Raw genomic sequence first — 21,047 nt, 5'->3', positions numbered from 1 at the left:
AAAATTTGAAATAATATTCCCAGAACTATCTAAACCTTGAACAAATCTTATAATCCTATAATCATTTTTGTAAAAAACAGGTGTATAATCAGTATATAAATTTACATCTACAATTGATTCTGTTTCAACTTCATCTCCAAAATTACCTTGCCTATCATAATAAACTGGTGGAAAATCAATATTTTTAATATCTTCAATTGTATATTGTAATAAAGCAGTTGCTATAGTTAATTCATTTGCCTTTTTTATAACATTTAAATTTCCTGAAATTAAAAGAAGTCCACCAGCAATAACAATAGCCATAAGAAAAACTGCAATCAAAACTTCAAGTAGAGTTAATCCATTTTTATTTACCATTCAATTCTCCAACTTCTCTTATGCATCTTCCCATTCCTTTTCATCAATTCCAGCACATTTTAAAATCTCTTTAAGCAAACTTATATGAATATCTTTACTTTTATGAGGATTGGGTATGTGAACCTTCTTACTTCCTTTTTTCATAAATAAATGTTTCCCACCTGAAAAGGGCCCTTCATAACCTAATTTCCTAAATTTTCTCACAAGTTCATCAAATTTTATTACTTTTTTCATATCTTACTTGGAACTCTTTTTATTTCAATTTTTTCACCGTCTATTTCCGGAATTTCATCTCCATCTTTTATTTTCAGTAAAAGCCATTCTTCTAATACTTCTATAAGTTGTCTTCTTGTTTCTTCAATAGTTTTTCCATTAGCCCAAACACCTTCAAAATTCTTTATTGTACCAAACCAGGTTCCATCTTCAATTTTTTTATATTCTGCTTTTTTTAACGCTTTTTCAATATACTCCATTAACATTTTTTCCTCCTTCTTCACCATTCAATTCTCCAACTTCCTATAACTGGTAAATATTTTCTTCTGCCACCTGTAAAGCCCTTATAAACTTCTGTATTATTCTTAAAAGGAGCGCTATCATAAATTATTTCTCCACCATTTAAAGTAAGAGTCCCGTCTGTTATTATTGCTCCTTTTACTTTTCCGTTTGTTCCCACTGTTATATTTGTTCTTGAATACACAGGTCCAACCACTTCTGCATTAATGTTTATATTATTAGAACTTGATTTGTTTATTATGGCCATCTGATTTGAAACTGATTGAGAAGTGGGTAGATAATAGTTTGGATTTATACGGGCATTTATATTTACATCACCTGTTCCAGAATCAACAAAAATTGCTGAATATTGATGCTCGCCGAGATAAATTGCTGGAGAGGAAGATATTGTTATTGTTCCATTTCCATCCCAGCATATAGCACCAGCATAATTTGTATTTCTTGCGTCAACTGTTAATTTTGAATTTGAAATTGTAATAACACCCACTCCTGCTATAACTCCATTTATGTTGATATTTCCAGTTCCTCCAATATTTATAGGTATATTTGCGGTATTAGAAAATACACTGCCGTTTACAGTTAAATTTACTGAACCACCTGTTTGAAGTCCACCTTTTAAATCTTTATTAATTGTTACATTTCCACTTCCCTGAATTATTACTTCACCAGGGCAGTTAACTTCATCGCTTATTGTTAAATTTAAACCTGTTCCATCTATTGTTATTTTAGTTTTAGCATAGATTTTTCCATTTATATTTATTGTTCCTGTTCCTCTTATTTCTATTTCACTATTTTCACTTTGATTATCTGCACAGATATTTCCATTTATTGTGATTGTATTGTTATTTGCCTGAATATAAACTTTTTTTCCACCATAAATATTTCCATTTATTGTAAGATTTCCTGATGGACTGATTTTAACTGTATCTCTTGCAGCAATTGTATATTGATTTGAAGAACCGATGGAAACAGGGATACTTCCAGTTATCTCAATATTTCTTTCAGCCATAAGTTGACCGAGTATTGAGGTAGATGAATCAAGATTAACATCAATTATTATATCTGCTGCTTCACCTGAATCAATTGCTCCTGCTTTTAGGATTATTCCTGAAGGAATGTTGGGATTGCTGTTTGGTGTAAATTTTATCTGTAATTGTGTTTTACTATCTGTTTTTTCAAAAAAATAAGTACCTGATGAAAGATTACTTAAATTTGAAAAGGTATAATATTCACTTGTTCCTGAAACATTATAAGGGTCATTTCCACCATTAATATTTGTTAAGTCAGTATAAGAATTATAACCTGTTGCAGGGTCATAAGGAGTACTGCCATTGCTATCCTTAAATCTCATTGTAGGAGTTGGTGTAAAATTTGGCTGTTGTAAAGTTGTTGCTACTGGAATACTTATACTTGCTGAATTTCTCGGAATTGAAAAAGAACTGGTATGTGTAAAAGTTTTTTTACTTTCATCTTTATAATTTAAATTTGCCTGCCAGTTATTATAAGTTATATTTCCATTAACAAGAATTTGATTTGACCCTGTATTTCCTGACACAGTATTTGAATATACAAGATGTTTATTAAATGCTTCTGGTGTTGCCCAGTTTACACCTGAATTTGGTCTTATTTGAATATGACATATTCTCGGACCATTATTAGATGTATCTACTGGTTCAATTGTTAATCTCCCATCATTTACTGTGACATCTACAATGTGCCTTTTATACCAGTAAACATCGTATACTGGAGGTGGTCCAGGGTTTCTTAAAACACTAACAGAAAAATTAGGTGAAGAAATGTGACTTAATTGCCCTTCTATAATTAAATCATGGTTATAATCATCACACTCAGGGTCCATAGGGTCTCCACAATCAACGGTAACACTATAATACCAGTTAGGAACTTCTATCTCCCATTTTGCTCCATTCATTATCGCAAGGGTATCAAGATACTGATTATCAAGATACTGATAAGAGTTGGGTAATATATCCCTGTCATATACATAACCAGTTCTATCCTCACTCCAGCCATATTTATAACCATTCCCTCTATCTCCAAAAACTTCTCCTTTATCAGGATATTGAATGGATGGATTAGCACCTATTGGCTCAAAATTTATATCAACTTGAAATGTCTCTATATTCCCCAATCTTAAAGCAAAGTTTTTATGTGTATTATTATCATATCCATTTTCCCCCCTTACCTTCACACTTAATTTTGCTGTTCTCCCCCTGTATTTACCTATAGCTGTTATTGTATCTTTATTCTCCCCATTATCATCAAAAAATTCAACTATACATTCTCCTTTTTCTGGAATATAAGGGGCATTTACTTTTACAGGACTTGGGGAAAAAGTTGTTCCTGTAAAGTAAACTTTTGTTGGAGAATCAGGTGGTTGATTGTTTGCATACCAGGAAGGATAGTATTCTGTATCATAGGCACGGTAATTCATCCAGTTAAATACATCCTGTATTGCGTTTTCTGCTATTTCAAGTGCTTTTGTTCTATCATGATAAAAATAAGCCCTTTTTATTGACATTGTAGATGAAAGGACAACGACCATTATAAGGGAAGAAAAAAGAACTATCATTACAATTACAGCAATTAATGCTACACCTTTATTTCTTTTTTTTTCCACAGTTTGATTTTACCTTGTTTTTTGTAGGTGTGTCAAGTTAAATTAATTTTTTGATTTGACTTTTTAAATTTATGATATAATTTAAAGCATGGGAAAAATTTTAGTTACAGGTGCATGTGGTTTTATTGGATGGAAGGTTTCGGAAAAGTTATTGGAAAAAGGAGAAGAAGTTCTTGGTATTGATGATTTGAATGATTATTATGATGTAAAATTGAAAAAGTGGCGACTGGATAAATTACAGAAAAATAAAAATTTCTCATTTGTAAAACTTGATATTTCAAGGGAAAATATTAAATATATTGTAAAGGAAGCAAAGCCGGATGCAATAATAAATCTTGCTGCTCGTGCTGGAGTGAGAGCAAGTATTGAAAATCCTGAAATTTATTACCAGACAAATGTAATAGGGAATTTAAATCTTCTTGAATGTGCGAAGGACTTTAAAATAAAAAAATTTATTCTTGCCTCAACATCTTCTCTTTATGCTGGTTGTAATACACCTTTTAAAGAGGACTTGCCTGTAAATAATCCAATTTCTCCTTATGCTACAAGTAAGAAAGCAGCAGAACTTACCTGTTATACTTACCATTATCTTTTCGGGATTGATGTTGTTATTTTCAGATATTTTACTGTTTATGGACCATGTGGAAGACCTGATATGAGTATTTTTAAGTTTATAAAATTGATTGATGAGGAAAAAGAGATAACTGTTTATGGAGATGGGACACAGAGCAGGGATTTTACCTATATTGATGATATTGCAGAAGGGACTATTTCAGGGCTCAATCTTTCTGGTTTCCATGTAATAAATCTTGGGAACAGCAATCCACATCAATTGAATGAAATTATAAAATTAATTGAGGAAAAATTGAATAAAAAAGCAAAGATTATTTATGCTCCATTTCATAAAGCGGATATAAAGGCAACTTATGCTGATATAACAAAGGCAAAAAATTTATTGAACTGGACTCCTAAAATTGATATAAATGAAGGTATTGAAAGAACAGTAAACTGGTATATTGAAAACAGGGATTGGCTCAAGGATGTCATTTTGAAGGATTAAAAATGTCAAAAATTCTTGTTACAGGTGGAGCAGGTTTTATAGGAAGTCATACAGTTGATAGATTGGTTAAAGAAAGGAATGAAGTTATAGTAATTGATAATCTTTCAACAGGTTCACTGGAAAATCTGAATGAAGAAGTTATTTTTTATAATTTTGATATAAGGGAAAAAGAAAAGTTAAAAGAGATTTTTGATAATTATTATTTTGATTATATTTTTCATTTTGCTGCACAGATAAATGTTAGAAAGGGAGAGGAAGACCCTATCTTTGATGTTGATGTAAATATAGGAGGGATTATAAATATTCTTGAATGTGCAAAGGAAAAACCACCCAAAAAAATTATTTTTTCTTCAACAGGTGGAGTTATGTATGGATTGACTGATATTTTTCCAAGTCCTGAAACTATTGAGCCATTTCCTATATGTGTTTATGGTATTTCAAAATTAACAGGTGAAAAACTATTATATGCTTACTGGAAAAAGTATGGAATAAATTATGTTGCTTTAAGGTATGGAAATGTTTATGGTCCGAGGCAGAATTATCTGTCAGAAGCAGGTGTTATTGCAATTTTTATATCAAGAATACTTGATGGGAAAGAATGTATAATTTTTGGAGATGGAAACCAGACGAGGGATTTTATTTTTATTGATGATGTTGTTGAGGCAAATGTTTTATTTATGAAGAATGAAACAACAGGAGTTTTTAATGTGGGAACAGGGATTGAAACAAGTGTAAACAGAATATTTGAGATTATAAAAGAGAATATTGGAAAAAATTGTAAAAAAGTTTATGGAGAAGAAAGAAAGGGAGAATTAAAAAGGAGTTGCCTATCAATTGAAAAGATTAAAAGTCAGACCAACTGGGCTCCTAAATATAAAATAGAAGAGGGAATTAAAAAAACAATTGAATGGTTTCTCTCAAAAAGATAAATTTTTCAGTAAGATGAGGATTCCCATTCGGGTTGGCTTATAAAAACATTATAGTCCCTGAAAGCAAGATTTAATATTTTCTGTTTATGATTGTAGTAATGCCAGAAACATCTTACAATTGGTACTTGTCCACCATAACCATGATTTGATTGCCAGACCTTTGCTTCTTTCCATGAAACTACACCATCGTTGTTTACATCTGCCTGGGCAATATCTGTTTGGTTATGAGTACTTTCAAACCATTTGCAATGCGTTGGAGCAAATTCGTATGAATATGAACAGGCCTCAACAGATGGATTTCTATGGGCATAAGCATTCTGGTCAAAGGTATCAGGCGTATATGAAGGATAACTATTCTGAACTTTTGATAATGGGATATCACATATTTCAGGAAAGGATGGATTTCCATGTCCTTTATTTCCTTTATTCATATCGGTTAAACAGAGAAAAATTTTACCTGTTCCGAGATAATTTGAACCAATTCCAGGGGTATCGCTTTTACAGAGTAAAGAAAGCCATGTTGGATATTCATCATAATCCTGATAATACATTTCAATTGCAAGTCCAATCTGATGGAGATTATTAATACAGTTTGCCTGTCTTCCTTTTTCTCTTGCAGTTGAAAGTGATGGTAAAATCTGGCCCGCAAGCATTGAGATTATTGAAATTACAACAAGAAGTTCAATTAATGTGAAACCTCCTTTTTTTATTCTTTTTGTTTTCATTTTTTGCCTCTCTTTTGAATTTCTTTAATTATCTGATAAACATAATTTTTCATTTCATCATTCTGCTCATTATAATAAAGAGCCCATAAAGGTGTTTCTATTTCTTCTGGTTTCCCTTTTTCTTTTAATATTTCAAGTGCTTTCTTTCTGACAGGTATTTCTTCTTTTTCATTTTCAACAATTTTTAATAATTTTTCCTGATATTCCGGAGAATTCATATAATCAAGTATTTTAAATTTTGTATCCGTATCTTCCTTATCAAATCTCTCTATAAGATAATCAATATTTTTCTTATCAATTTTCAATATCGTTTCAAATGTTATTTCCTTTATTTTTTTATCTGAACTATCAAGATATGTAAGAAGTTTATTAAAATCAATCTGTCCTATACTCCATGCACAAACTCTTTTAATTTCCTCATCGTTTTCTTTTTGAAATACATCCTCAACATCAGGTAATGCCTCTTTTATCTTCAGATTTCCAGCATTATAAATTGCATATATTTTTTCATTTTTGTTCGGACTTTTTATCTGTTTTATAAATATTTTTGCGGTAGGAGTTTTGTCTTTTTTTGCACTCCAGATAGACACTCTTAAAATTGTAAGAAAAATAACACCTACACAAACCCAAAATATTATTCTATTCTGTTTATTCAATCCTTTATAAAACTCAATAACTTTTTTCATTTTAGTAAATAATACCCCCCTTTTTTATTTTTGTCAATATTTTCTTTCAGGAAATTCTTATTATGCATTCCTTTCTGAATTTTGAAAAATTAATTTTTTCTATAAATTTTTTTGTTTTCCTATCCCTGTATCCTGAAATATCCTCATCCATATTCAAACTTTTTATTATACTCTTCATAATTATTTCTCTCATATATTTACCTATTATTGAAGAAAAGGAAGCAACTGGTGATATGTTTTCAACATTCTTATAAAATCCAAGTTCAAAAGAAAGATTTTTTTTTGAAATTTTATATTCAGAAAAGTCGTCAGTTTCCTTTAAAGCATAAATTTCATAATCAGGTAAAAAATATTTTAGAAAATTTCTGTAATAGATGGTACCCCCAATTTTTCCACAGAAGAATTTTATATTTTTGTAGTTTTCCATCTCTTTTATTATTTCACAGAAATTGAATAAATTTAAAAGAAATTTTGATTTTTTTTTCTTTACAAAATCGTTAAAAAAATACGGGCATACAGTTTTTACCTCTATTCTTTTAATTTTATCTTTTTCTTTCAGAAGATCACTGTATCTTTTTATAATTTCTTTTATGTTTTCACTTTCAAAAAAAAGGGGGATATTTTTTTCACACAGGTTTTCTTCAAAGGCACATTTTTTATAACTGAATCTTTTAAATATTTCGTATGGAGAGGAAGGTGTCCTATTTTCAACCATATAAAAAGAAATAACCGCAATTTCTTCAATTTTTTTTAAGTCCTTTTTATTCTTATAAAAAATTTTGCTATCCTTTATATAATCAGGAATTTTTATATCTTCAGAAGTTAAGATACCGGTAATTACAAGCGGACCTAAAACAGGACCAAAACCATTTTCATCTATTCCACATATATATTTTTCCATTATTTTCATTTTATCATTTTAAAAAACAATTCAAAACTTGATGGTAAAGATAATAAAAAGTAAAATTAAATTATGAGGTTCAAAAGGCACTGTGAGATAGTAAAAGGGGAGATAAATCTTACTCCTATGGTAGATGTTGTTTTCCAGTTGATTATATTTTTTATGTTAAGTTCAAGTTTTATTATGCAGCCCGGAATAAAAATAAAGTTACCAAAAGCAGAAACTACAGACATAATAAAACAGAGAGAGATTTTTGTTAATATTACAGAAGAAGGGAAAATTTATTTTAAAGGGAAGGTTGTTAATCTTTCAGAATTTGAAAAAGAATTAAAAGAGGAATTAAAGAATAGAAAAGAAAATATAATACTTATTGTTAAAGCAGATAAGGATACAAAACACGGAATAGTTGTTAGTGTTATGGATAAGGCAAGAAGTTGTGGCATTGAAAAAATCGCAGTTGCAACAATGCCAGAATTTTAAAATGAGAACAAATTCCATTTTTCTTAAAGCAATTTTTATAAGTTTTTCTATTCATATTCTTGGGCTATCTCTTTTTTCTATTGTACTGCCAGGCCCTCTAAAAAAAATAAAACCAATAGAAGTTGTTATTTATCCTTCTCTGGAAACAAGACAAATCAGGGAAAATATTAATTTTGTTTCAAAAAAGATAGAGGAGAACATAGGTAGTCAAAAAATTAAAACAGAAGAGGAAGTCCCTTCAATGAATATTAAAAATATTACATCAAAGGATATTGTTGGCGAAAAAGAATATATAACTCCTGTGAAACTTGACCTTGATGTTGAAAAAGCAGAATATAAAATAAGTTCATTATCATTACCAGTACCAGTTTTAAATCTTCCACAGAATAATCCTTCTGAAGATTTGATAGAAGGACCGGCAGGTTCAAGAAAAATTATATACAGGGAAAAAATTGATTATCCACTGTGGGCTCAACAAAAAGGAATAGAGGGGAAAGTAAAGATAAAATTCTGGGTGAATCCGGAAGGAAAAATATTTAATACAGAAATTTCTTTATCTTCGGGTAATCCGGAAATTGATTTCTATGCTGAAAGAAAATTTAAAAAATGGTTATTTGAATCTGTGGAAAGTGAAAAAGATGTCTGGGGAATTATAACATTAGTTTTTAAACTCAAATGATAAAGGTATCAATTGACCTTATAGCAAGTATCTATCTTTTAATAAGTGTATGCATTCTTTTTATGTGGATTTTTTTAGAAAAAAGAAGAAAATATGAGAAAACAGAAGAAAATACTTTGTGGTGTTGTCCTATATGTTTTTATGAATATGTTGATAGTAAAAGTAATGACATAAGCAGATGTCCAAGATGTAAAACTCTTCACAAAAAGGGAGAAAGATGATAAAATAAAAAAAGCAAGGGGGTAAAATGATAACTGAAATAGGAATAGTGGCAGGAGAAATATGGCAGTATCTTGAAAAATATAATGAAACCACTCTGACTAAATTAATTGAGATAACAGGAAGGGATAGGGATTTACTGATAATGGGATTGGGGTGGCTTGCAAGAGAAGGACATATTATTCTTACTAAAAAAGATACTGACTACAGAATAGTTTTAAGGAAAAAGGATTGAATTGAAGAATTAAACTGGGGGATCGTCTAACTGGTAGGACACGGGACTCTGGATCCCGGCGTATAGGTTCGAGTCCTATTCCCCCAGCAATATTGACAAATTTTAAGAAAAATATAAAATTTACTATCTTAAAAAAGGAAGGAGGAAAGAATGAAAGTACGAATTGATAAAGAACTCTGTACTGGTTGCGGGTTATGTGTTGATATCTGTCCGGAAGTTTTTGAAATGGGTGAAACAGTTTCAACTGTAAAATTGACAAATGTTCCTTCTGAACTTGAGGAAAAAGTAAAGGAAGCCGCAGAAAGTTGTCCTGTAGAGGCAATAATAATAGAATGAAAAAGAGTTGAATGAAACGAAAACAGGTACTTGTTATTTTTCTATTTTTTTTCTTTTTTCTTATTAAAGAGAGTGAACCATTTTTAATAAAAAAGCCAGAAGAAAAAGCGAGAAGATATTTTAAACTTTCTCTTGAAGAATACAGAAAAGCGATAAAACAGAATCCAAATAATAATGAAATAATAGAAGAATATATAAAGATTCTGGAAAGTACTGTTGGAAAGACAGAAGCAAAAATAGAACTGGCTTTAATTTTTAAAGAAATAAATTTACAACCAAGGGTTTCTGAAATTTTACTTGAAATCTCGCTTTTTGACAGGAAAAATGCGCTATCTTATATAGAAAAGAGAATAGAAAAAAGTCAGGATATAAGGGAAAAAATTAATCTTTATTATATTGCAACAGAACTTTCTCCTCAAAATCCAATTTACTGGTATAATCTCGGTAAATTACTTCTGGGGATTAATAGAGAAGAAGAGGGAATTTCAGCACTTGAAAAGGCATATAATTACAATTTAAAAGATGTATCCCTTTTTTATTACCTTTCCCTTTATTATCTTAATAAGGGAGATTATAAAAAAGCAAAAGAATATATTGAAGAAGGACTTGCAATTTCTGATGATATTAATCTTCATAAAATACTTCTGAAAATATATCTTGCTCAAAATAATAAAGGAATGGCGATATCAGAAAGGGAAAAAATTAAAAATTTACTTGCTGTTAGAGAAGAAAAGAAAATAGAGGAGAAAAAAGAAGAAAAAATAACGAAAAAGGAAAAGATTGAAGGTTTAAATCCATATAGCTTTATAAATGTGTCAAAAAATGAGCAGAAATTATATATTGTTTCATTTGATGGATATACTTTTAAAGAAATAAAAGAATTTAAATGTACTACCGGAACAGAAAAAGGGGATAAGGAGAAAAAAGGAGATAAAAGGACACCTGAGGGTACTTACCTTTTAACATCAAAAATAGAACCGCCAAATCTACCTTCAAAATACGGGATTGCCGCCTTTCCTCTTAATTATCCAAATCCAATAGATTTAAGATTGAATAAAGACGGAAATGGTATATGGTTTCATGCTACACCAATAGAGAGACCGCCTTACAATAGTGAAGGTTGTATTGTTGTTAATGATGGTGATATGAAACAGATAATGCCATACATTAAAACAGGAGAAACTTTTATCTGTATTTCACAGGATAAATTGTTTAATAAATTTGAGTATATTAAGGAGATAAAAGAAACAGTGGAAAGATGGAAAAATGCATGGGAAAGTAAAAATATAGAGGAATATATAAAATTTTATGATGATGAATTTTTAACAGGAGGAAAGAATAAAAAGGAATGGAGATTATACAAGGAAAGAATTAATAAAGGAAAAAAATATATAAGTATTGAACTTTCTGATTTACAGATTTTACCCTATGGGGAAAAGAAATTTGGACTGATGGCAATCTCTTTTTTCAAACAGAATTATACATCAGATAATTTTTCTTCAAAAACAAGAAAAATTCTTTATCTTGTTAAAAGAAATGGAAATTGGAAGATAATCTGTGAACAGACACTTTAAAAAATGGAGATATTTCCTGATTTTGAAGAATTTAAAAGTTTGAGTAAAAAAGTAAATGTAATTCCTTTTCATACATGGTTTCTTGCTGATTTTGAAACGCCTGTTACTTCTTTTTTAAAAATTGCAAAAGGAAGTTATAATTTTCTTCTTGAAAGCGCTGAGCAAGAAGAAAAAACAGGTAGATATTCTTTTATTGGCTCATATCCTGAAATAATAATCAAGGGAAAGGAAAATAGAGTAGAAATTACAGATTATACAAAAGGGATAATTGAAAAGTTTGAGGAAAAAAATTCTTTAAAGATAATAGATGACTTTTTAAAAAAATATTCTACAGTTAAAATCAAACCCCTTCCTTCTTTTACAGGTGGTTTTGTTGGATTTGTTTCTTATGACTATGTGAGAAATATAGAGAAAATTCCACAGATATGTAAGGATGACCTTTCAATTCCTGATTTTATTTTCTTTTTCCCAAAGAAATTGATAATTTTTGACCATTTTAAAAGGAAAATTTTTTTAATAACAAATGTATTTGTTGAAAAGAATAAAACTTTAAAACAGATTTATGATGAAGGAAAAGAGAATCTTTTAAAATTTACAGGTGAATTTTTTAAATCATTTAAAGTAATTGAAAGGAAAGTTGAAGAGAAAAATGATGATTTTAAAAGCAATTTTAAAAAGGAAGAATTTTTGAAAAATGTTGAGAAGGTGAAAAAATATATTTTTGAAGGAGATATAATTCAGGCGGTTATTTCTCAGAGATGGGAAAGAGAAATTGATACAGAGGTTTTTAAAATATACAGGGCATTGAGAAGTTTGAATCCATCTCCATATATGTTTTATCTTGAACTTGGAGATTTAAAATTGATTGGTTCTTCTCCTGAAATACTTGTAAAACTTGAAAATGGAATTGCAAATGTCAGACCAATTGCAGGGACAAGACCGAGAGGAAAAGATGAAAAAGAAGAAAAAAAACTTGAAGAAGAATTGGTGAATGATGAAAAAGAGAAAGCAGAACATATTATGCTTGTTGACCTTGGAAGAAATGACCTCGGTAAGGTTTGCTATCCAGGAACTGTTAGGGTTACAGAGTTGATGAAAATAGAAAAATATTCTCATGTTATGCATCTTGTTTCAAATGTAGAAGGTAAATTGATGAAAAACAAAAGTTCTGTTGATTTATTCAATTCAACTTTTCCAGCAGGTACATTAACAGGAGCGCCAAAAATAAGAGCAATGGAGATTATAGAAGAGTTAGAGGGAGTTAGAAGGGGGCCTTATGGAGGTGCTGTTGGTTATTTCAGTTTACAGAAGAGTATGGATTTCTGTATAACTATAAGGACATTTATAATTAAGGGTAAAAAAATATATATACAGGCGGGTGCAGGAATTGTTGCTGATTCTGTTCCTGAGAAAGAATATGAAGAAACGGAAAATAAAGCAAAAGCACTTATTGAAAGTTATAATTTTTCAAAAAGGATATAAAAATGGTACTCATGATAGATAATTACGATTCTTTTGTTTATAACCTTGTTCAGTATTTCGGAGAACTTGGAGAAAAAATTATAGTTTATAGAAATGATGTGAGTATTAAAAAAATTGAAAGGATAAAATTTGATAGAATTGTTATTTCTCCGGGACCTAAAAGACCTGAAAATGCGGGAATTTCATGTGAAATAATAGAAAAATTTAAGGATAAATTTCCTATACTCGGGGTATGTCTTGGACATCAGTGTATTGGATATGTTTTTGGGGGCAAGATTACCTATGCTAAAAAACTTATGCACGGGAAAACATCTTTAATTTATCATAATGGAAAAGATATTTTTGAGGGAATTGAAAATCCTTTTGTTGCTACAAGATATCATTCACTTGTAATAGAAAAAGAAAGTTTACCCAATTCTCTTGAAATAACAGCATGGACAGAAGATGATGAAATCATGGGGGTAAGACATAAAGAGTACAAAATTTTTGGTGTACAGTTTCATCCTGAATCAATTTTAACAGAAGAAGGGAAAAAAATTCTAAAAAATTTTTTGGAAATAAAATGAAAATACCTCTTCCTTATTCAGGAGGTATTATACTTTCATATCAATGTAATCTATCTTGTATACACTGCTTATATAATTGTAGGAAAAACTGGATGGAATGGATAGATATAGATAAATTTGAAAAATGTTTAAAAATATTGAAAAACATATCTTCTTTTGTCTCCTTGCATTTAACAGGAGGAGAACCATTTATCAATTTTCCCCTTTTGCTTGAAGCAGTAAAGTTGACAAAAAAATATGAAATCCCGTTTTTTGTTGAGACAAATTGTTACTGGGCAAAGAATGAAGAAGTTGCTGAAGAAAAATTAAAAAAAATAAAAGAAGGAGGACTTAATTCTATTATGTTAAGTTATTCAGTATTCTACCTCAATAAAGTACCTGTTGAAAATTTTGAAATTGCCATGAAAAAAAGTTTTGAAATTTTTGGAATGGAAAATGTGAGTTTTTACACTATTGATGCATACAGGATTATTAAAGAAAAGGGTATAAGGGGAACCATGAATTTTGAAGATTGTTTAAAAATTATTGGACAGGAAAAATTTATCAATTTTCTTAAAAATTATATTGTACCAAAAGGAAAATTTTTGTATACACTGGAAAACTGGTTTGTTAAATTTAAGGCAGAAAAGTTTAAAGGAGCAAACTGTATTGGTGAATTTCTTAATCCTTATCATATTCATATAGACCTTTATGGAAATTATATAACAAGTTTTTGTTCTGGAATAACTCCTGGAAAATTTGAAGAAGTTTTGAAAAATGGAATAAATACAGGTGATAAAATTTTAAACTTTCTTATGACTGATATTTATGATTTACTTTTATGGGCTGAAAGTTATGGTTATAAAAGAAAGGATGGTTATATTAATAAGTGTCATCTATGTCTTGATATAAGGAAATTTTTAATTGAAAATAAATTTAAATTTGATTCGCTCAAACCAGAAGAATTTTATAATTACCTATAGTTTTTCAAGATATTTTTCTGCAAAGAAAGCAGCAATCATTCCTTCACTTGCTGCTGTTATTATCTGATATAATGATTTTTTAATTACATCTCCACATGCATAAATTCCAGGTACATTTGTTTCCATTTTTTCATTAACTATTATAAATCCATTATCATCCGTTTTTACAATTCCATTTAAGAATTCTGTATTTGGTTTTTGTCCTGCTGAAATAAAAATACCGTCAACTTTTAAATCAATAATTTCCTCATTTTTAGTATTCTGCAAAATCAATTTCTCCACTTTCTCTTTTCCTTTTATTTCTCTAACAATGTAAGGTAATATAAGTTTTATCTTTTTATTGTTTTTTACTTCTTCCTGTAAGTATCTTTTTCCTCTTAAATTTTCTCTTCTGTGTATAAGATAAACTGTATTTGCGAATCTTGTTAAATATATACTTTCTTCAAGTGCAGAATCTCCTCCACCAACAACAGCAACATCTTTATTCCTGAAGAAAGCACCATCACATATTGCACAGTAAGATACTCCTTTTCCCATGAGTTCTTCTTCTCCCTTCACATTTAATTTTTTTCTTGAAGAACCTGAGGCGATTATAAGAACATCACATTTTAATATTTCTCCATTTCTCATTATAACTATTTTTTCATTATCTTTTAATTCAATTTTTTCAACTTCTCCTGTTTTTATTTCTCCACCAAATTTTAAAAATTGTTTTCTCATATTTTCTGCCAGCGCAAAACCACTTATTCCATCAGGAAAACCGGGATAGTTTTCTATAATTTCTGTAAGAAGCATATTTCCACCAGGAGAAAGTTTCTCAATAATTAATGTCGGGATTTTATCCCTGCACAAAAAAATACCCGCAGAAAGCCCGGCAGGTCCAGCACCAATTGTTATTACTTTTTTCATTTCCGTTTATTTTACACCAAATATTTTCTGTTTTTCAAAAATTATTTAAGTGGGTAATATTTCTAATAAAATAAAAAAGGGGGAAAAGCCCCCCTTTTTCAGAATAGTTATTATTCAACTTCTACCTTTATTTCTTTTTCCTTTGCTTTTTCTGATTTGGGAAGGACTATCTCAAGGATGCCATTTTTGTAAGTGGCTTTTACTTTTTCCTTATCCACTGCACATGGAAGAGTAAAACTTCTGGAGAAACTTCCTGTGCGGATTTCTTTTCTGAAATAATTTTCTTTTTCTATCTTCTTTTCCTCTGCTTTTTTCCCGGATATGGTAACTGTATCCTCGGTCAGTGAAACAGTGATGTCTTCCTTATTCATACCCGGGATTTCTGCTTTTACAACAACATTATCTGCCTCCTCATATATGTCTACATCAAAAGGTCTCGGTCCTTCCCAAATATCAAAATCTTTTGAGAAGAATCTATCAATTAATCTGTCAAAATCATCTCTTAAATCAAGAACTTCTTTTATTGGATTCCATCTTGCGAGTTTTGCCATTTTTCATCACCTCCTTTCCTGTTTTTTCATTTTTTAGATGAGCAGAAAAGGAGGTTGGTTTCACTTTTTATATCTTATTCTTATTTGATAATAAAGTGTCTTTTCTATTTTTTTTGGGATTTTTTTATTTTTATAAATCTTTCTTGAAAGGAATAAGGTTTTTTCAGTAGTATTTAAAATAGATTCACATTTTTTGCAGATTTTAATATGTTCTTCAAGTATTTCTTTTTTTGTCTGTTCTATTTCTTTATCAATGTAGTCAGATATAAGTTTTATAATCTCTCTGCAATCCATTTTAATTTCCTTTCCTTTTAAAATATTCTGATAGTTTTTCCCTTAAATACAATCTGCTTCTGTGAATTCTTGTTTTTATAGTTGGTATTGATAGTGAAAGAATTTCTGATATTTCTGATAATGAAAGTCCTTCTATATCGTGTAATATAAAAATAGTTTTATATTTCGGAGGTAAGGAATTTATTGCTTCGTTTAAAATCTCTCTCAATTCTTCATTTTTGTATTGGAGATGAGGGTTATTTGACCAGTCAGAGATTTCTAATTTATAACTTCCATCAGATGCTTCTTTTATTTCATCTATTGATATTTTTTTATATTTTTCCTTTCTTAATTTCATAAGGGCAAAATTTGTAGCAATTCTGTAAAGCCATGTTGAAAAAGAAGACCTTCCTTCAAAGTTTTGCAAACTTTCATATGCTTTTATATAGGTTTCCTGAAGAAGATCCGCAGCATCTTCTCTATTCCCAAGAATTTTGAGTCCAAGATTATAAATTTTATCCTGTGTTCTTTTTACAAGTTCTTCAAATGCTTTATTGTCTCCTGCCTTAGCCCTTTCAACAAGTTCAATTTCATTCATAAAAAAATACTAACATATATTAATTCTCTTGACAATTTCAAAAAACAGGGTATAATAATTTCAAAAAAGGGGGTTAAATGGCAAAACATTTATTTGCTGAAATTAAAAAGGAAGATGTTAAAAAATTATTTGAATTTTTAAAAGATGAAAAAGAATATATTAAAAAAAGAGCGCATCTTATAATTCTTTCGGGTATTCATAGATATAAAGTTTCTGAAATAACAAAAATTATAAAAATTCATCCAAATCATTTAAGAAAATGGATTCACAGATATAATAAACATGGTCTGGAATCAATTGTTGAATCTCCTGAAACAGGTAAAAAGAAGAAATTTAAAGAAAATATAAAAAACAGAATAATAGAGATTGTTAAAACACCTCCGAGAAAACTCGGACTTTTATTTTCAATGTGGACTCTTTATAAGTTGAAAAATTATCTTGAAGATAAAGGGATTGTTGAAGGAATAAGTCATGAAACAATAAGGAGAATCCTTAAAGAAACAAATATAGATTTGAAAAAAATGAAATATGAAGAAAATTAAAGGAGGTGGAAAATGGGACTCTGGAATTTAAATAGATTTCCTTTTAATCCTGAAACCCTTTCTGATGGTTTAAAAAAAGGGACACTTTATAAAATTCTTAATAGTTATATGACAAAAAGGGTTCTGTTAAAATACCTTAAAGAAGATGAAAATGGAAAAACTAAACTTGAAGAATTTATTGAAAAGTTCAGTATAGATACACGGGGGATTTTAGAAAGAATTTTTAAGGAGAAGGAAACCATTGTTCCTTATATGATTTTTGACCATATATGTAAAATTTTTTCTATTGAGAGAAAAGAATTGAAAGAAGCAATGAAAAATCCGGTTATAAAAAGGTCTGTTTTTAATATTGCTGAGACAGTTATAAAATATGGAGTAAGAGAACCACTTATCTTTGCTGAACCACTAATGGTTGTATGGAATATTACAGGTAGATGTAATTTGAGATGTAAACACTGTTATGAAGATGCAGGTGTTTTATCAAAAGGACTTCCTGATGAACTGACTAATGAGGAAAAAATAAAAGTTATGGAGGAAATAGTAAAAACAAACATTCCAACTCTTGCATTCGCAGGAGGAGAACCATTGATGGATCCTGTTTTCTGGGAACTTGCAAAGATTGGTAAAGAGGGCGGTTTATATATGTCAATAAATACAAATGGAACCATGATAACAAAAAAAGTGGCAGAAAGATTAAAGGAGATCGGTTTTGCATATTATGGAGTAAGTTTAGATGGTGCCAGTCCTGAAATACATGATAGTTTTAGAGGTGTTAATGGTTCATTTGAGAAAACGTTGAATGGAATTAAAAATTTAGTAGAAGTTGGGGAGGCAGACAAGGTTTGTATCTCCTTTACTGTTGCAAGAGAAAATGCAATTGTTAAAAATCAAGTACCTGAAATGATTAAATTGAGAGACCAACTTGGAATAAGAAAAGTTGTTTTATATAATTATATACCATGTGGAAGGGCTGATTTTGGAAATGATTTAACGTGTGAGGAAAGAGAAAAATTGTTTGAATTGTTTTATGAAGATTTGAAAACTGGAAAAGAAACTTTACTTTCAACTGCGCCTCAATTTGGTAGATACTGTAAACAGATGTATGAACTTGGAGAAGGGGATTTTACTATCATCGGCCATTTTACATCTGGTAATGTAAAAAAACTAAAAAACATTGTTGAACTTATTGGTGGCTGTGGAGCAGGAAGAGCATATATAGCAATTCAACCTGATGGAAGTATAACTCCATGTGTTTTTATGCCTGATGTTTATATAGGAAGTATAAAAGAAAATGGAGAGATTAAAAAGGAAAATCTTTTGAATGTGTGGGATAATTCAGAAGTTTTGAATATAATAAGGGATAGGAGAAATCATCCTGAAAGATATGGTTGTAAGGGTAAATATTTTTCTGTTTGTGGAGGATGTGTTGCAAGAAGTTATGCTTATTTTGGTGATTTTGTTTCTCCTGACCCTGGATGTATTCTGAATAAAGAGATAATTGAAAGTAGAAAAAACAAAAAGTATCAGTCAGTTAACTTTGAGTTTTCATGTGCAAGATATAAAGGATAAGGGATAGAGTATTTCTCTTTCATACATTTGATTACAGTACTTAAAGAATCCTTAAAATCAATTAAATGTCCGGGAGAAATAAAAATTATTCCATCATTGTAATTTCTTAAAGCATGGCCAATTATTTCTCCTTCAGTGTCTTTTATAAATGTTGATGAAAGCGGGAAAGAGGGTGGTTCAAAATAATTACCATAAAGTAAGGACTTTGCACATCCAATAGTTGGTTTTTCAATCAGTACTCCTATGTGAGAAGCAAAACCAAATTTTTTAGGATGAGCAATTCCGTGTCCATCAAAAATAAAACAATCCACTTCCTTTTCTATTTTTTCTATAAGATTGACTGTATTTTCACCTTCCCTGAATGCAAGAAGTCCCGGAATATAGGGGAATTTCACCTTTCCCTTAATTTTTACAATTTCTATTATTTCAAGTTCAGGGAATTTACATAAAACACCGCATGTTTGTATTGTTTCTTCATTATAACTACTATCAATCCCGCATATAATATTTATTTTTTTTGATAAGGGTTTTATCACAACTTTATCTTTTAACCTTTCCTGTATTTTCTCTGCTTCTTCTTTATCTATATCCCACCTGTGTAACTTTTTAACTTCCATTATTTAGCAAATTCCACTTCTCTTCTTTCTCTTATGACAGTTACTTTCACCTGTCCTATGTATTCCATGTTTTCTTCAATCTTTTTTGCAATTTCTTTTGCGAGGGTTCTTGCTTCATCATCTGTGATTTCTTCAGGTTTAACTATTACCCTGACTTCCCTTCCAGCAGATATAGCATAAGCAGAATCTACCCCTTTAAAAGAAGAAGCAATTTTTTCAAGTTCTTCTATCCTTCTTAAATATTTTTCAAGAGTATCTCTTCTTGCTCCTGTTCTTGTAGCAGAAAGTGCATCTACAATCTGAGATATAACTGTATATGGTTCATTAATTGGCATGTCATTGTGATGATTAAGAGCAGCATTTATAATTTCTTCAGATTCTCCATATTTTTTCAAAATTTCTCCACCAATTTCAGGATGTGCACCTTCAACTTCCTGGTCAACTGCTTTTCCTATATCATGAAAAAGTGCTGCTCTTTTTGCAATTTTTGGGTCATATCCGAGTTCAGAAGCAATAATTCCTGCCATAAATGCACATTCTTTACTGTGAATAAGAAGATTTTGTCCATAACTTGTTCTGTATTTTAATTTACCAAGTAATTTTACAAGTTCTGGATGTACATTTTCTATTCCTATTTCAAGTAATGTCCTGTTTCCATCTTCTACAAGTTGTTCTTCAAGTTCTTTTTTTGTCTTTTCAACAATCTCTTCAATTCTTGCTGGATGTATTCTTCCATCTGCAATAAGTTTTTCAAGTGCCTGTCTTGCAAGTTCTCTTCTATAAAGATTAAAGCAGGAAATTGTAACCGCTTCAGGAGTATCGTCAACTATCAGGTCTACTCCTGTAAGTGCTTCAAAAACTTTAATGTTTCTTCCTTCTCTTCCTATAATCCTTCCTTTAATTTCATCGGATGGTAAACTGACAACAGAAACAACACTTTCAGTCGCTTCTTCAGGTGCTAATCGTTGCATTGTGGTCAATAAAATTTCTCTTGCTTTTTTTTCAGCATTCTCTCTTACTTCATTTTCAATTTTTTGCTGTAATTTTATCGCTTCTTTTTTTGCTTCCTCTTCCATTATTTTCAAAAGTTGATTTTTTGCTTCCTCTCTTGAAATACCGGAAATTGCTTCAAGTTTTTTCTTTTCTTCTTCTATGAGTTGTAAATATTCCATCTCCTTATTTTTAATCTCTTCTTCTCTTCTCTGTATTTCTTTTTCCCTTTTTGATAATTCCTCTTCTTTAATCTCAATAATTTCTGCTTTTCTTTCAATTGCAAGTTCTTTTTGCTGTAATCTTTTTTCCTGAAACTGTAATTCTTTTCTTTTGTTTTTTGTTTCTTTCTCAAAATCGCTTCTTAATCTGTAAAACAATTCTTTTGCTTCTATATCTATTTCCCTCTTTTTCTTTAATGCTATATCTTCTGCTTCTTGTATGATTTCTTTTGCCTTCTTTTCTGCTGATTTAATTGTCCTTTCTCCAACATATTTTCTCCATAAATATCCCACAAGTATTGATATTGCACCCCAGAGAATAAACCAGGGCATAACAAGTTTGAGAGTATTTATTGAATTTGGCATTTTGCCCTCCTTTACTTTTAAAAATTAAGTAAAGGAGTTATCCAGCACGACAGACAGGAAGGAACTCTA

At 29.9% G+C, this 21,047-nt stretch carries 26 protein-coding genes and 1 tRNA gene; 14 read left to right on the top strand and 13 right to left on the bottom strand.

Annotated features, from left to right (window positions below; genetic code table 11):
- From PKV21_00355 to PKV21_00340, 4 genes are all read right to left on the bottom strand, one after another.
- A partial coding sequence (locus tag PKV21_00355) for a prepilin-type N-terminal cleavage/methylation domain-containing protein (GenBank protein HOM25945.1) occupies nt 1-357 on the bottom strand: 357 nt, incomplete at its 3' end.
- A gap of 18 nt (nt 358-375) precedes the next feature.
- On the bottom strand, nt 376-591 hold the full coding sequence (locus PKV21_00350) for a type II toxin-antitoxin system HicA family toxin (GenBank protein HOM25944.1): 216 nt from the start codon (nt 589-591) through the stop codon (nt 376-378).
- A complete protein-coding gene (locus PKV21_00345; GenBank protein HOM25943.1) occupies nt 588-857 on the bottom strand; it encodes a type II toxin-antitoxin system HicB family antitoxin in 270 nt (89 codons plus the stop codon). Before PKV21_00345 ends, PKV21_00350 begins: the two co-directional genes overlap by 4 nt.
- Nucleotides 851-3,508 (bottom strand): hypothetical protein, encoded by a 2,658-nt coding sequence (locus PKV21_00340; protein ID HOM25942.1) that lies wholly within the window; start codon nt 3,506-3,508, stop codon nt 851-853. The genes PKV21_00345 and PKV21_00340 overlap by 7 nt, the downstream gene beginning before the upstream one ends.
- 88 nt (nt 3,509-3,596) lie before the next feature.
- On the opposite strand from PKV21_00340, the gene PKV21_00335 reads away from it, so the two are divergent.
- A complete protein-coding gene (locus PKV21_00335) occupies nt 3,597-4,568 on the top strand; it encodes a GDP-mannose 4,6-dehydratase (protein HOM25941.1) in 972 nt (323 codons plus the stop codon).
- A 2-nt stretch (nt 4,569-4,570) separates the two neighbouring features.
- Nucleotides 4,571-5,497: an NAD-dependent epimerase/dehydratase family protein gene (locus tag PKV21_00330; GenBank protein HOM25940.1), complete on the top strand. Its 927-nt coding sequence runs from the start codon at nt 4,571-4,573 to the stop codon at nt 5,495-5,497.
- 5 nt (nt 5,498-5,502) lie between these two features.
- Here the strand turns inward: PKV21_00330 and PKV21_00325 are convergent, their stop codons facing one another.
- Genes PKV21_00325 through PKV21_00315 form a run of 3 tightly spaced genes read right to left on the bottom strand, consistent with a single transcriptional unit; the run spans nt 5,503 to nt 7,809 of the window.
- Entirely contained in the window at nt 5,503-6,222 is a 720-nt protein-coding gene (locus PKV21_00325; protein ID HOM25939.1) for a type II secretion system protein, read from the bottom strand.
- The gene (locus PKV21_00320; protein ID HOM25938.1) at nt 6,219-6,908 is read right to left on the bottom strand and encodes a hypothetical protein; all 690 of its coding nucleotides are present in this window, start codon (nt 6,906-6,908) and stop codon (nt 6,219-6,221) included. Before PKV21_00320 ends, PKV21_00325 begins: the two co-directional genes overlap by 4 nt.
- Before the next feature lie 46 nt (nt 6,909-6,954).
- Nucleotides 6,955-7,809: a hypothetical protein gene (locus PKV21_00315; protein HOM25937.1), complete on the bottom strand. Its 855-nt coding sequence runs from the start codon at nt 7,807-7,809 to the stop codon at nt 6,955-6,957.
- A 72-nt stretch (nt 7,810-7,881) separates the two neighbouring features.
- Here PKV21_00315 and PKV21_00310 point away from each other — a divergent pair, with 72 nt between their 5' ends.
- The 10 genes from PKV21_00310 to PKV21_00265 all read left to right on the top strand — a co-directional run bounded on the left by PKV21_00310 (nt 7,882) and on the right by PKV21_00265 (nt 14,342).
- On the top strand, nt 7,882-8,289 hold the full coding sequence (locus PKV21_00310) for a biopolymer transporter ExbD (GenBank protein HOM25936.1): 408 nt from the start codon (nt 7,882-7,884) through the stop codon (nt 8,287-8,289).
- Between the two features lies 1 nt (nt 8,290).
- Nucleotides 8,291-8,968, top strand: a complete 678-nt coding sequence (locus PKV21_00305; protein HOM25935.1) for an energy transducer TonB — start codon at nt 8,291-8,293, stop codon at nt 8,966-8,968.
- A complete protein-coding gene (locus PKV21_00300; GenBank protein HOM25934.1) occupies nt 8,965-9,189 on the top strand; it encodes a hypothetical protein in 225 nt (74 codons plus the stop codon). Before PKV21_00305 ends, PKV21_00300 begins: the two co-directional genes overlap by 4 nt.
- 26 nt (nt 9,190-9,215) lie before the next feature.
- Complete coding sequence (locus PKV21_00295) at nt 9,216-9,422, top strand: winged helix-turn-helix domain-containing protein (GenBank protein ID HOM25933.1); 207 nt, start codon at nt 9,216-9,218, stop codon at nt 9,420-9,422.
- 15 nt (nt 9,423-9,437) lie between these two features.
- Nucleotides 9,438-9,509 (top strand) — tRNA-Gln (locus PKV21_00290).
- A 63-nt stretch (nt 9,510-9,572) separates the two neighbouring features.
- Nucleotides 9,573-9,758, top strand: a complete 186-nt coding sequence (locus PKV21_00285; protein HOM25932.1) for a ferredoxin — start codon at nt 9,573-9,575, stop codon at nt 9,756-9,758.
- Nucleotides 9,759-9,769: 11 nt separating this feature from the next.
- Nucleotides 9,770-11,332: a L,D-transpeptidase family protein gene (locus PKV21_00280; protein HOM25931.1), complete on the top strand. Its 1,563-nt coding sequence runs from the start codon at nt 9,770-9,772 to the stop codon at nt 11,330-11,332.
- Nucleotides 11,333-11,335: 3 nt separating this feature from the next.
- Complete coding sequence (gene trpE / locus PKV21_00275) at nt 11,336-12,814, top strand: anthranilate synthase component I (GenBank protein ID HOM25930.1); 1,479 nt, start codon at nt 11,336-11,338, stop codon at nt 12,812-12,814.
- Between the two features lie 2 nt (nt 12,815-12,816).
- A complete protein-coding gene (locus PKV21_00270; protein ID HOM25929.1) occupies nt 12,817-13,380 on the top strand; it encodes an aminodeoxychorismate/anthranilate synthase component II in 564 nt (187 codons plus the stop codon).
- Nucleotides 13,377-14,342: a radical SAM protein gene (locus tag PKV21_00265; GenBank protein HOM25928.1), complete on the top strand. Its 966-nt coding sequence runs from the start codon at nt 13,377-13,379 to the stop codon at nt 14,340-14,342. Before PKV21_00270 ends, PKV21_00265 begins: the two co-directional genes overlap by 4 nt.
- Here the strand turns inward: PKV21_00265 and trxB are convergent.
- The 4 genes from trxB to PKV21_00245 form a co-directional block, all read right to left on the bottom strand.
- Nucleotides 14,337-15,251 carry a thioredoxin-disulfide reductase gene (gene trxB, locus PKV21_00260; protein HOM25927.1) on the bottom strand — a complete coding sequence of 305 codons (915 nt, stop codon included), beginning with the start codon at nt 15,249-15,251 and terminating at the stop codon, nt 14,337-14,339. The genes PKV21_00265 and trxB overlap by 6 nt on opposite strands.
- A gap of 110 nt (nt 15,252-15,361) precedes the next feature.
- Nucleotides 15,362-15,802 carry an Hsp20/alpha crystallin family protein gene (locus PKV21_00255; protein HOM25926.1) on the bottom strand — a complete coding sequence of 147 codons (441 nt, stop codon included), beginning with the start codon at nt 15,800-15,802 and terminating at the stop codon, nt 15,362-15,364.
- 60 nt (nt 15,803-15,862) lie between these two features.
- A complete protein-coding gene (locus PKV21_00250; GenBank protein ID HOM25925.1) occupies nt 15,863-16,096 on the bottom strand; it encodes a zf-HC2 domain-containing protein in 234 nt (77 codons plus the stop codon).
- A gap of 1 nt (nt 16,097) precedes the next feature.
- Entirely contained in the window at nt 16,098-16,673 is a 576-nt protein-coding gene (locus PKV21_00245; protein HOM25924.1) for a sigma-70 family RNA polymerase sigma factor, read from the bottom strand.
- A 77-nt stretch (nt 16,674-16,750) separates the two neighbouring features.
- Here PKV21_00245 and PKV21_00240 point away from each other — a divergent pair, with 77 nt between their 5' ends.
- Together PKV21_00240 and PKV21_00235 are read left to right on the top strand one after the other, a co-directional pair.
- Nucleotides 16,751-17,215, top strand: a complete 465-nt coding sequence (locus tag PKV21_00240; GenBank protein HOM25923.1) for a helix-turn-helix domain-containing protein — start codon at nt 16,751-16,753, stop codon at nt 17,213-17,215.
- A 12-nt stretch (nt 17,216-17,227) separates the two neighbouring features.
- Complete coding sequence (locus PKV21_00235; GenBank protein HOM25922.1) at nt 17,228-18,784, top strand: radical SAM protein; 1,557 nt, start codon at nt 17,228-17,230, stop codon at nt 18,782-18,784.
- On the opposite strand, the gene PKV21_00230 is transcribed toward PKV21_00235, so the two are convergent.
- Both PKV21_00230 and rny read right to left on the bottom strand, forming a co-directional pair.
- Nucleotides 18,739-19,401: an endonuclease V gene (locus PKV21_00230; GenBank protein ID HOM25921.1), complete on the bottom strand. Its 663-nt coding sequence runs from the start codon at nt 19,399-19,401 to the stop codon at nt 18,739-18,741. The two genes, PKV21_00235 and PKV21_00230, sit on opposite strands and share 46 nt — an antisense overlap.
- On the bottom strand, nt 19,401-20,978 hold the full coding sequence (gene rny / locus PKV21_00225; protein HOM25920.1) for a ribonuclease Y: 1,578 nt from the start codon (nt 20,976-20,978) through the stop codon (nt 19,401-19,403). The genes PKV21_00230 and rny overlap by 1 nt, the downstream gene beginning before the upstream one ends.
- Nucleotides 20,979-21,047 lie beyond the last annotated feature (69 nt).

Source organism: bacterium (genome assembly GCA_035371905.1).
GTDB lineage: Bacteria > Ratteibacteria > UBA8468 > B48-G9 > JAFGKM01 > JAMWDI01.
The sequence above is the reverse complement of the archived record's forward strand: the minus strand, read 5'-3'. Positions and strand labels throughout refer to the sequence as shown.

Coding starts and splice junctions, on each gene's coding strand:
- PKV21_00315 (HOM25937.1), bottom strand. CDS start 7,809: ATGGAAAAATATATATGTGGAATAGATGAAAATGGTTTTGGTCCTGTT.
- trxB (HOM25927.1), bottom strand. CDS start 15,251: ATGAAAAAAGTAATAACAATTGGTGCTGGACCTGCCGGGCTTTCTGCG.
- PKV21_00285 (HOM25932.1), top strand. CDS start 9,573: ATGAAAGTACGAATTGATAAAGAACTCTGTACTGGTTGCGGGTTATGT.
- PKV21_00330 (HOM25940.1), top strand. CDS start 4,571: ATGTCAAAAATTCTTGTTACAGGTGGAGCAGGTTTTATAGGAAGTCAT.
- PKV21_00270 (HOM25929.1), top strand. CDS start 12,817: ATGGTACTCATGATAGATAATTACGATTCTTTTGTTTATAACCTTGTT.
- PKV21_00350 (HOM25944.1), bottom strand. CDS start 591: ATGAAAAAAGTAATAAAATTTGATGAACTTGTGAGAAAATTTAGGAAA.
- PKV21_00245 (HOM25924.1), bottom strand. CDS start 16,673: ATGAATGAAATTGAACTTGTTGAAAGGGCTAAGGCAGGAGACAATAAA.
- PKV21_00345 (HOM25943.1), bottom strand. CDS start 857: ATGGTGAAGAAGGAGGAAAAAATGTTAATGGAGTATATTGAAAAAGCG.
- PKV21_00265 (HOM25928.1), top strand. CDS start 13,377: ATGAAAATACCTCTTCCTTATTCAGGAGGTATTATACTTTCATATCAA.
- PKV21_00335 (HOM25941.1), top strand. CDS start 3,597: ATGGGAAAAATTTTAGTTACAGGTGCATGTGGTTTTATTGGATGGAAG.
- PKV21_00320 (HOM25938.1), bottom strand. CDS start 6,908: ATGAAAAAAGTTATTGAGTTTTATAAAGGATTGAATAAACAGAATAGA.
- PKV21_00235 (HOM25922.1), top strand. CDS start 17,228: ATGGGACTCTGGAATTTAAATAGATTTCCTTTTAATCCTGAAACCCTT.
- trpE (HOM25930.1), top strand. CDS start 11,336: ATGGAGATATTTCCTGATTTTGAAGAATTTAAAAGTTTGAGTAAAAAA.
- PKV21_00250 (HOM25925.1), bottom strand. CDS start 16,096: ATGGATTGCAGAGAGATTATAAAACTTATATCTGACTACATTGATAAA.
- PKV21_00280 (HOM25931.1), top strand. CDS start 9,770: ATGAAACGAAAACAGGTACTTGTTATTTTTCTATTTTTTTTCTTTTTT.
- PKV21_00300 (HOM25934.1), top strand. CDS start 8,965: ATGATAAAGGTATCAATTGACCTTATAGCAAGTATCTATCTTTTAATA.
- PKV21_00230 (HOM25921.1), bottom strand. CDS start 19,401: ATGGAAGTTAAAAAGTTACACAGGTGGGATATAGATAAAGAAGAAGCA.
- PKV21_00305 (HOM25935.1), top strand. CDS start 8,291: ATGAGAACAAATTCCATTTTTCTTAAAGCAATTTTTATAAGTTTTTCT.
- PKV21_00310 (HOM25936.1), top strand. CDS start 7,882: ATGAGGTTCAAAAGGCACTGTGAGATAGTAAAAGGGGAGATAAATCTT.
- PKV21_00325 (HOM25939.1), bottom strand. CDS start 6,222: ATGAAAACAAAAAGAATAAAAAAAGGAGGTTTCACATTAATTGAACTT.
- PKV21_00255 (HOM25926.1), bottom strand. CDS start 15,802: ATGGCAAAACTCGCAAGATGGAATCCAATAAAAGAAGTTCTTGATTTA.
- rny (HOM25920.1), bottom strand. CDS start 20,978: ATGCCAAATTCAATAAATACTCTCAAACTTGTTATGCCCTGGTTTATT.
- PKV21_00240 (HOM25923.1), top strand. CDS start 16,751: ATGGCAAAACATTTATTTGCTGAAATTAAAAAGGAAGATGTTAAAAAA.
- PKV21_00295 (HOM25933.1), top strand. CDS start 9,216: ATGATAACTGAAATAGGAATAGTGGCAGGAGAAATATGGCAGTATCTT.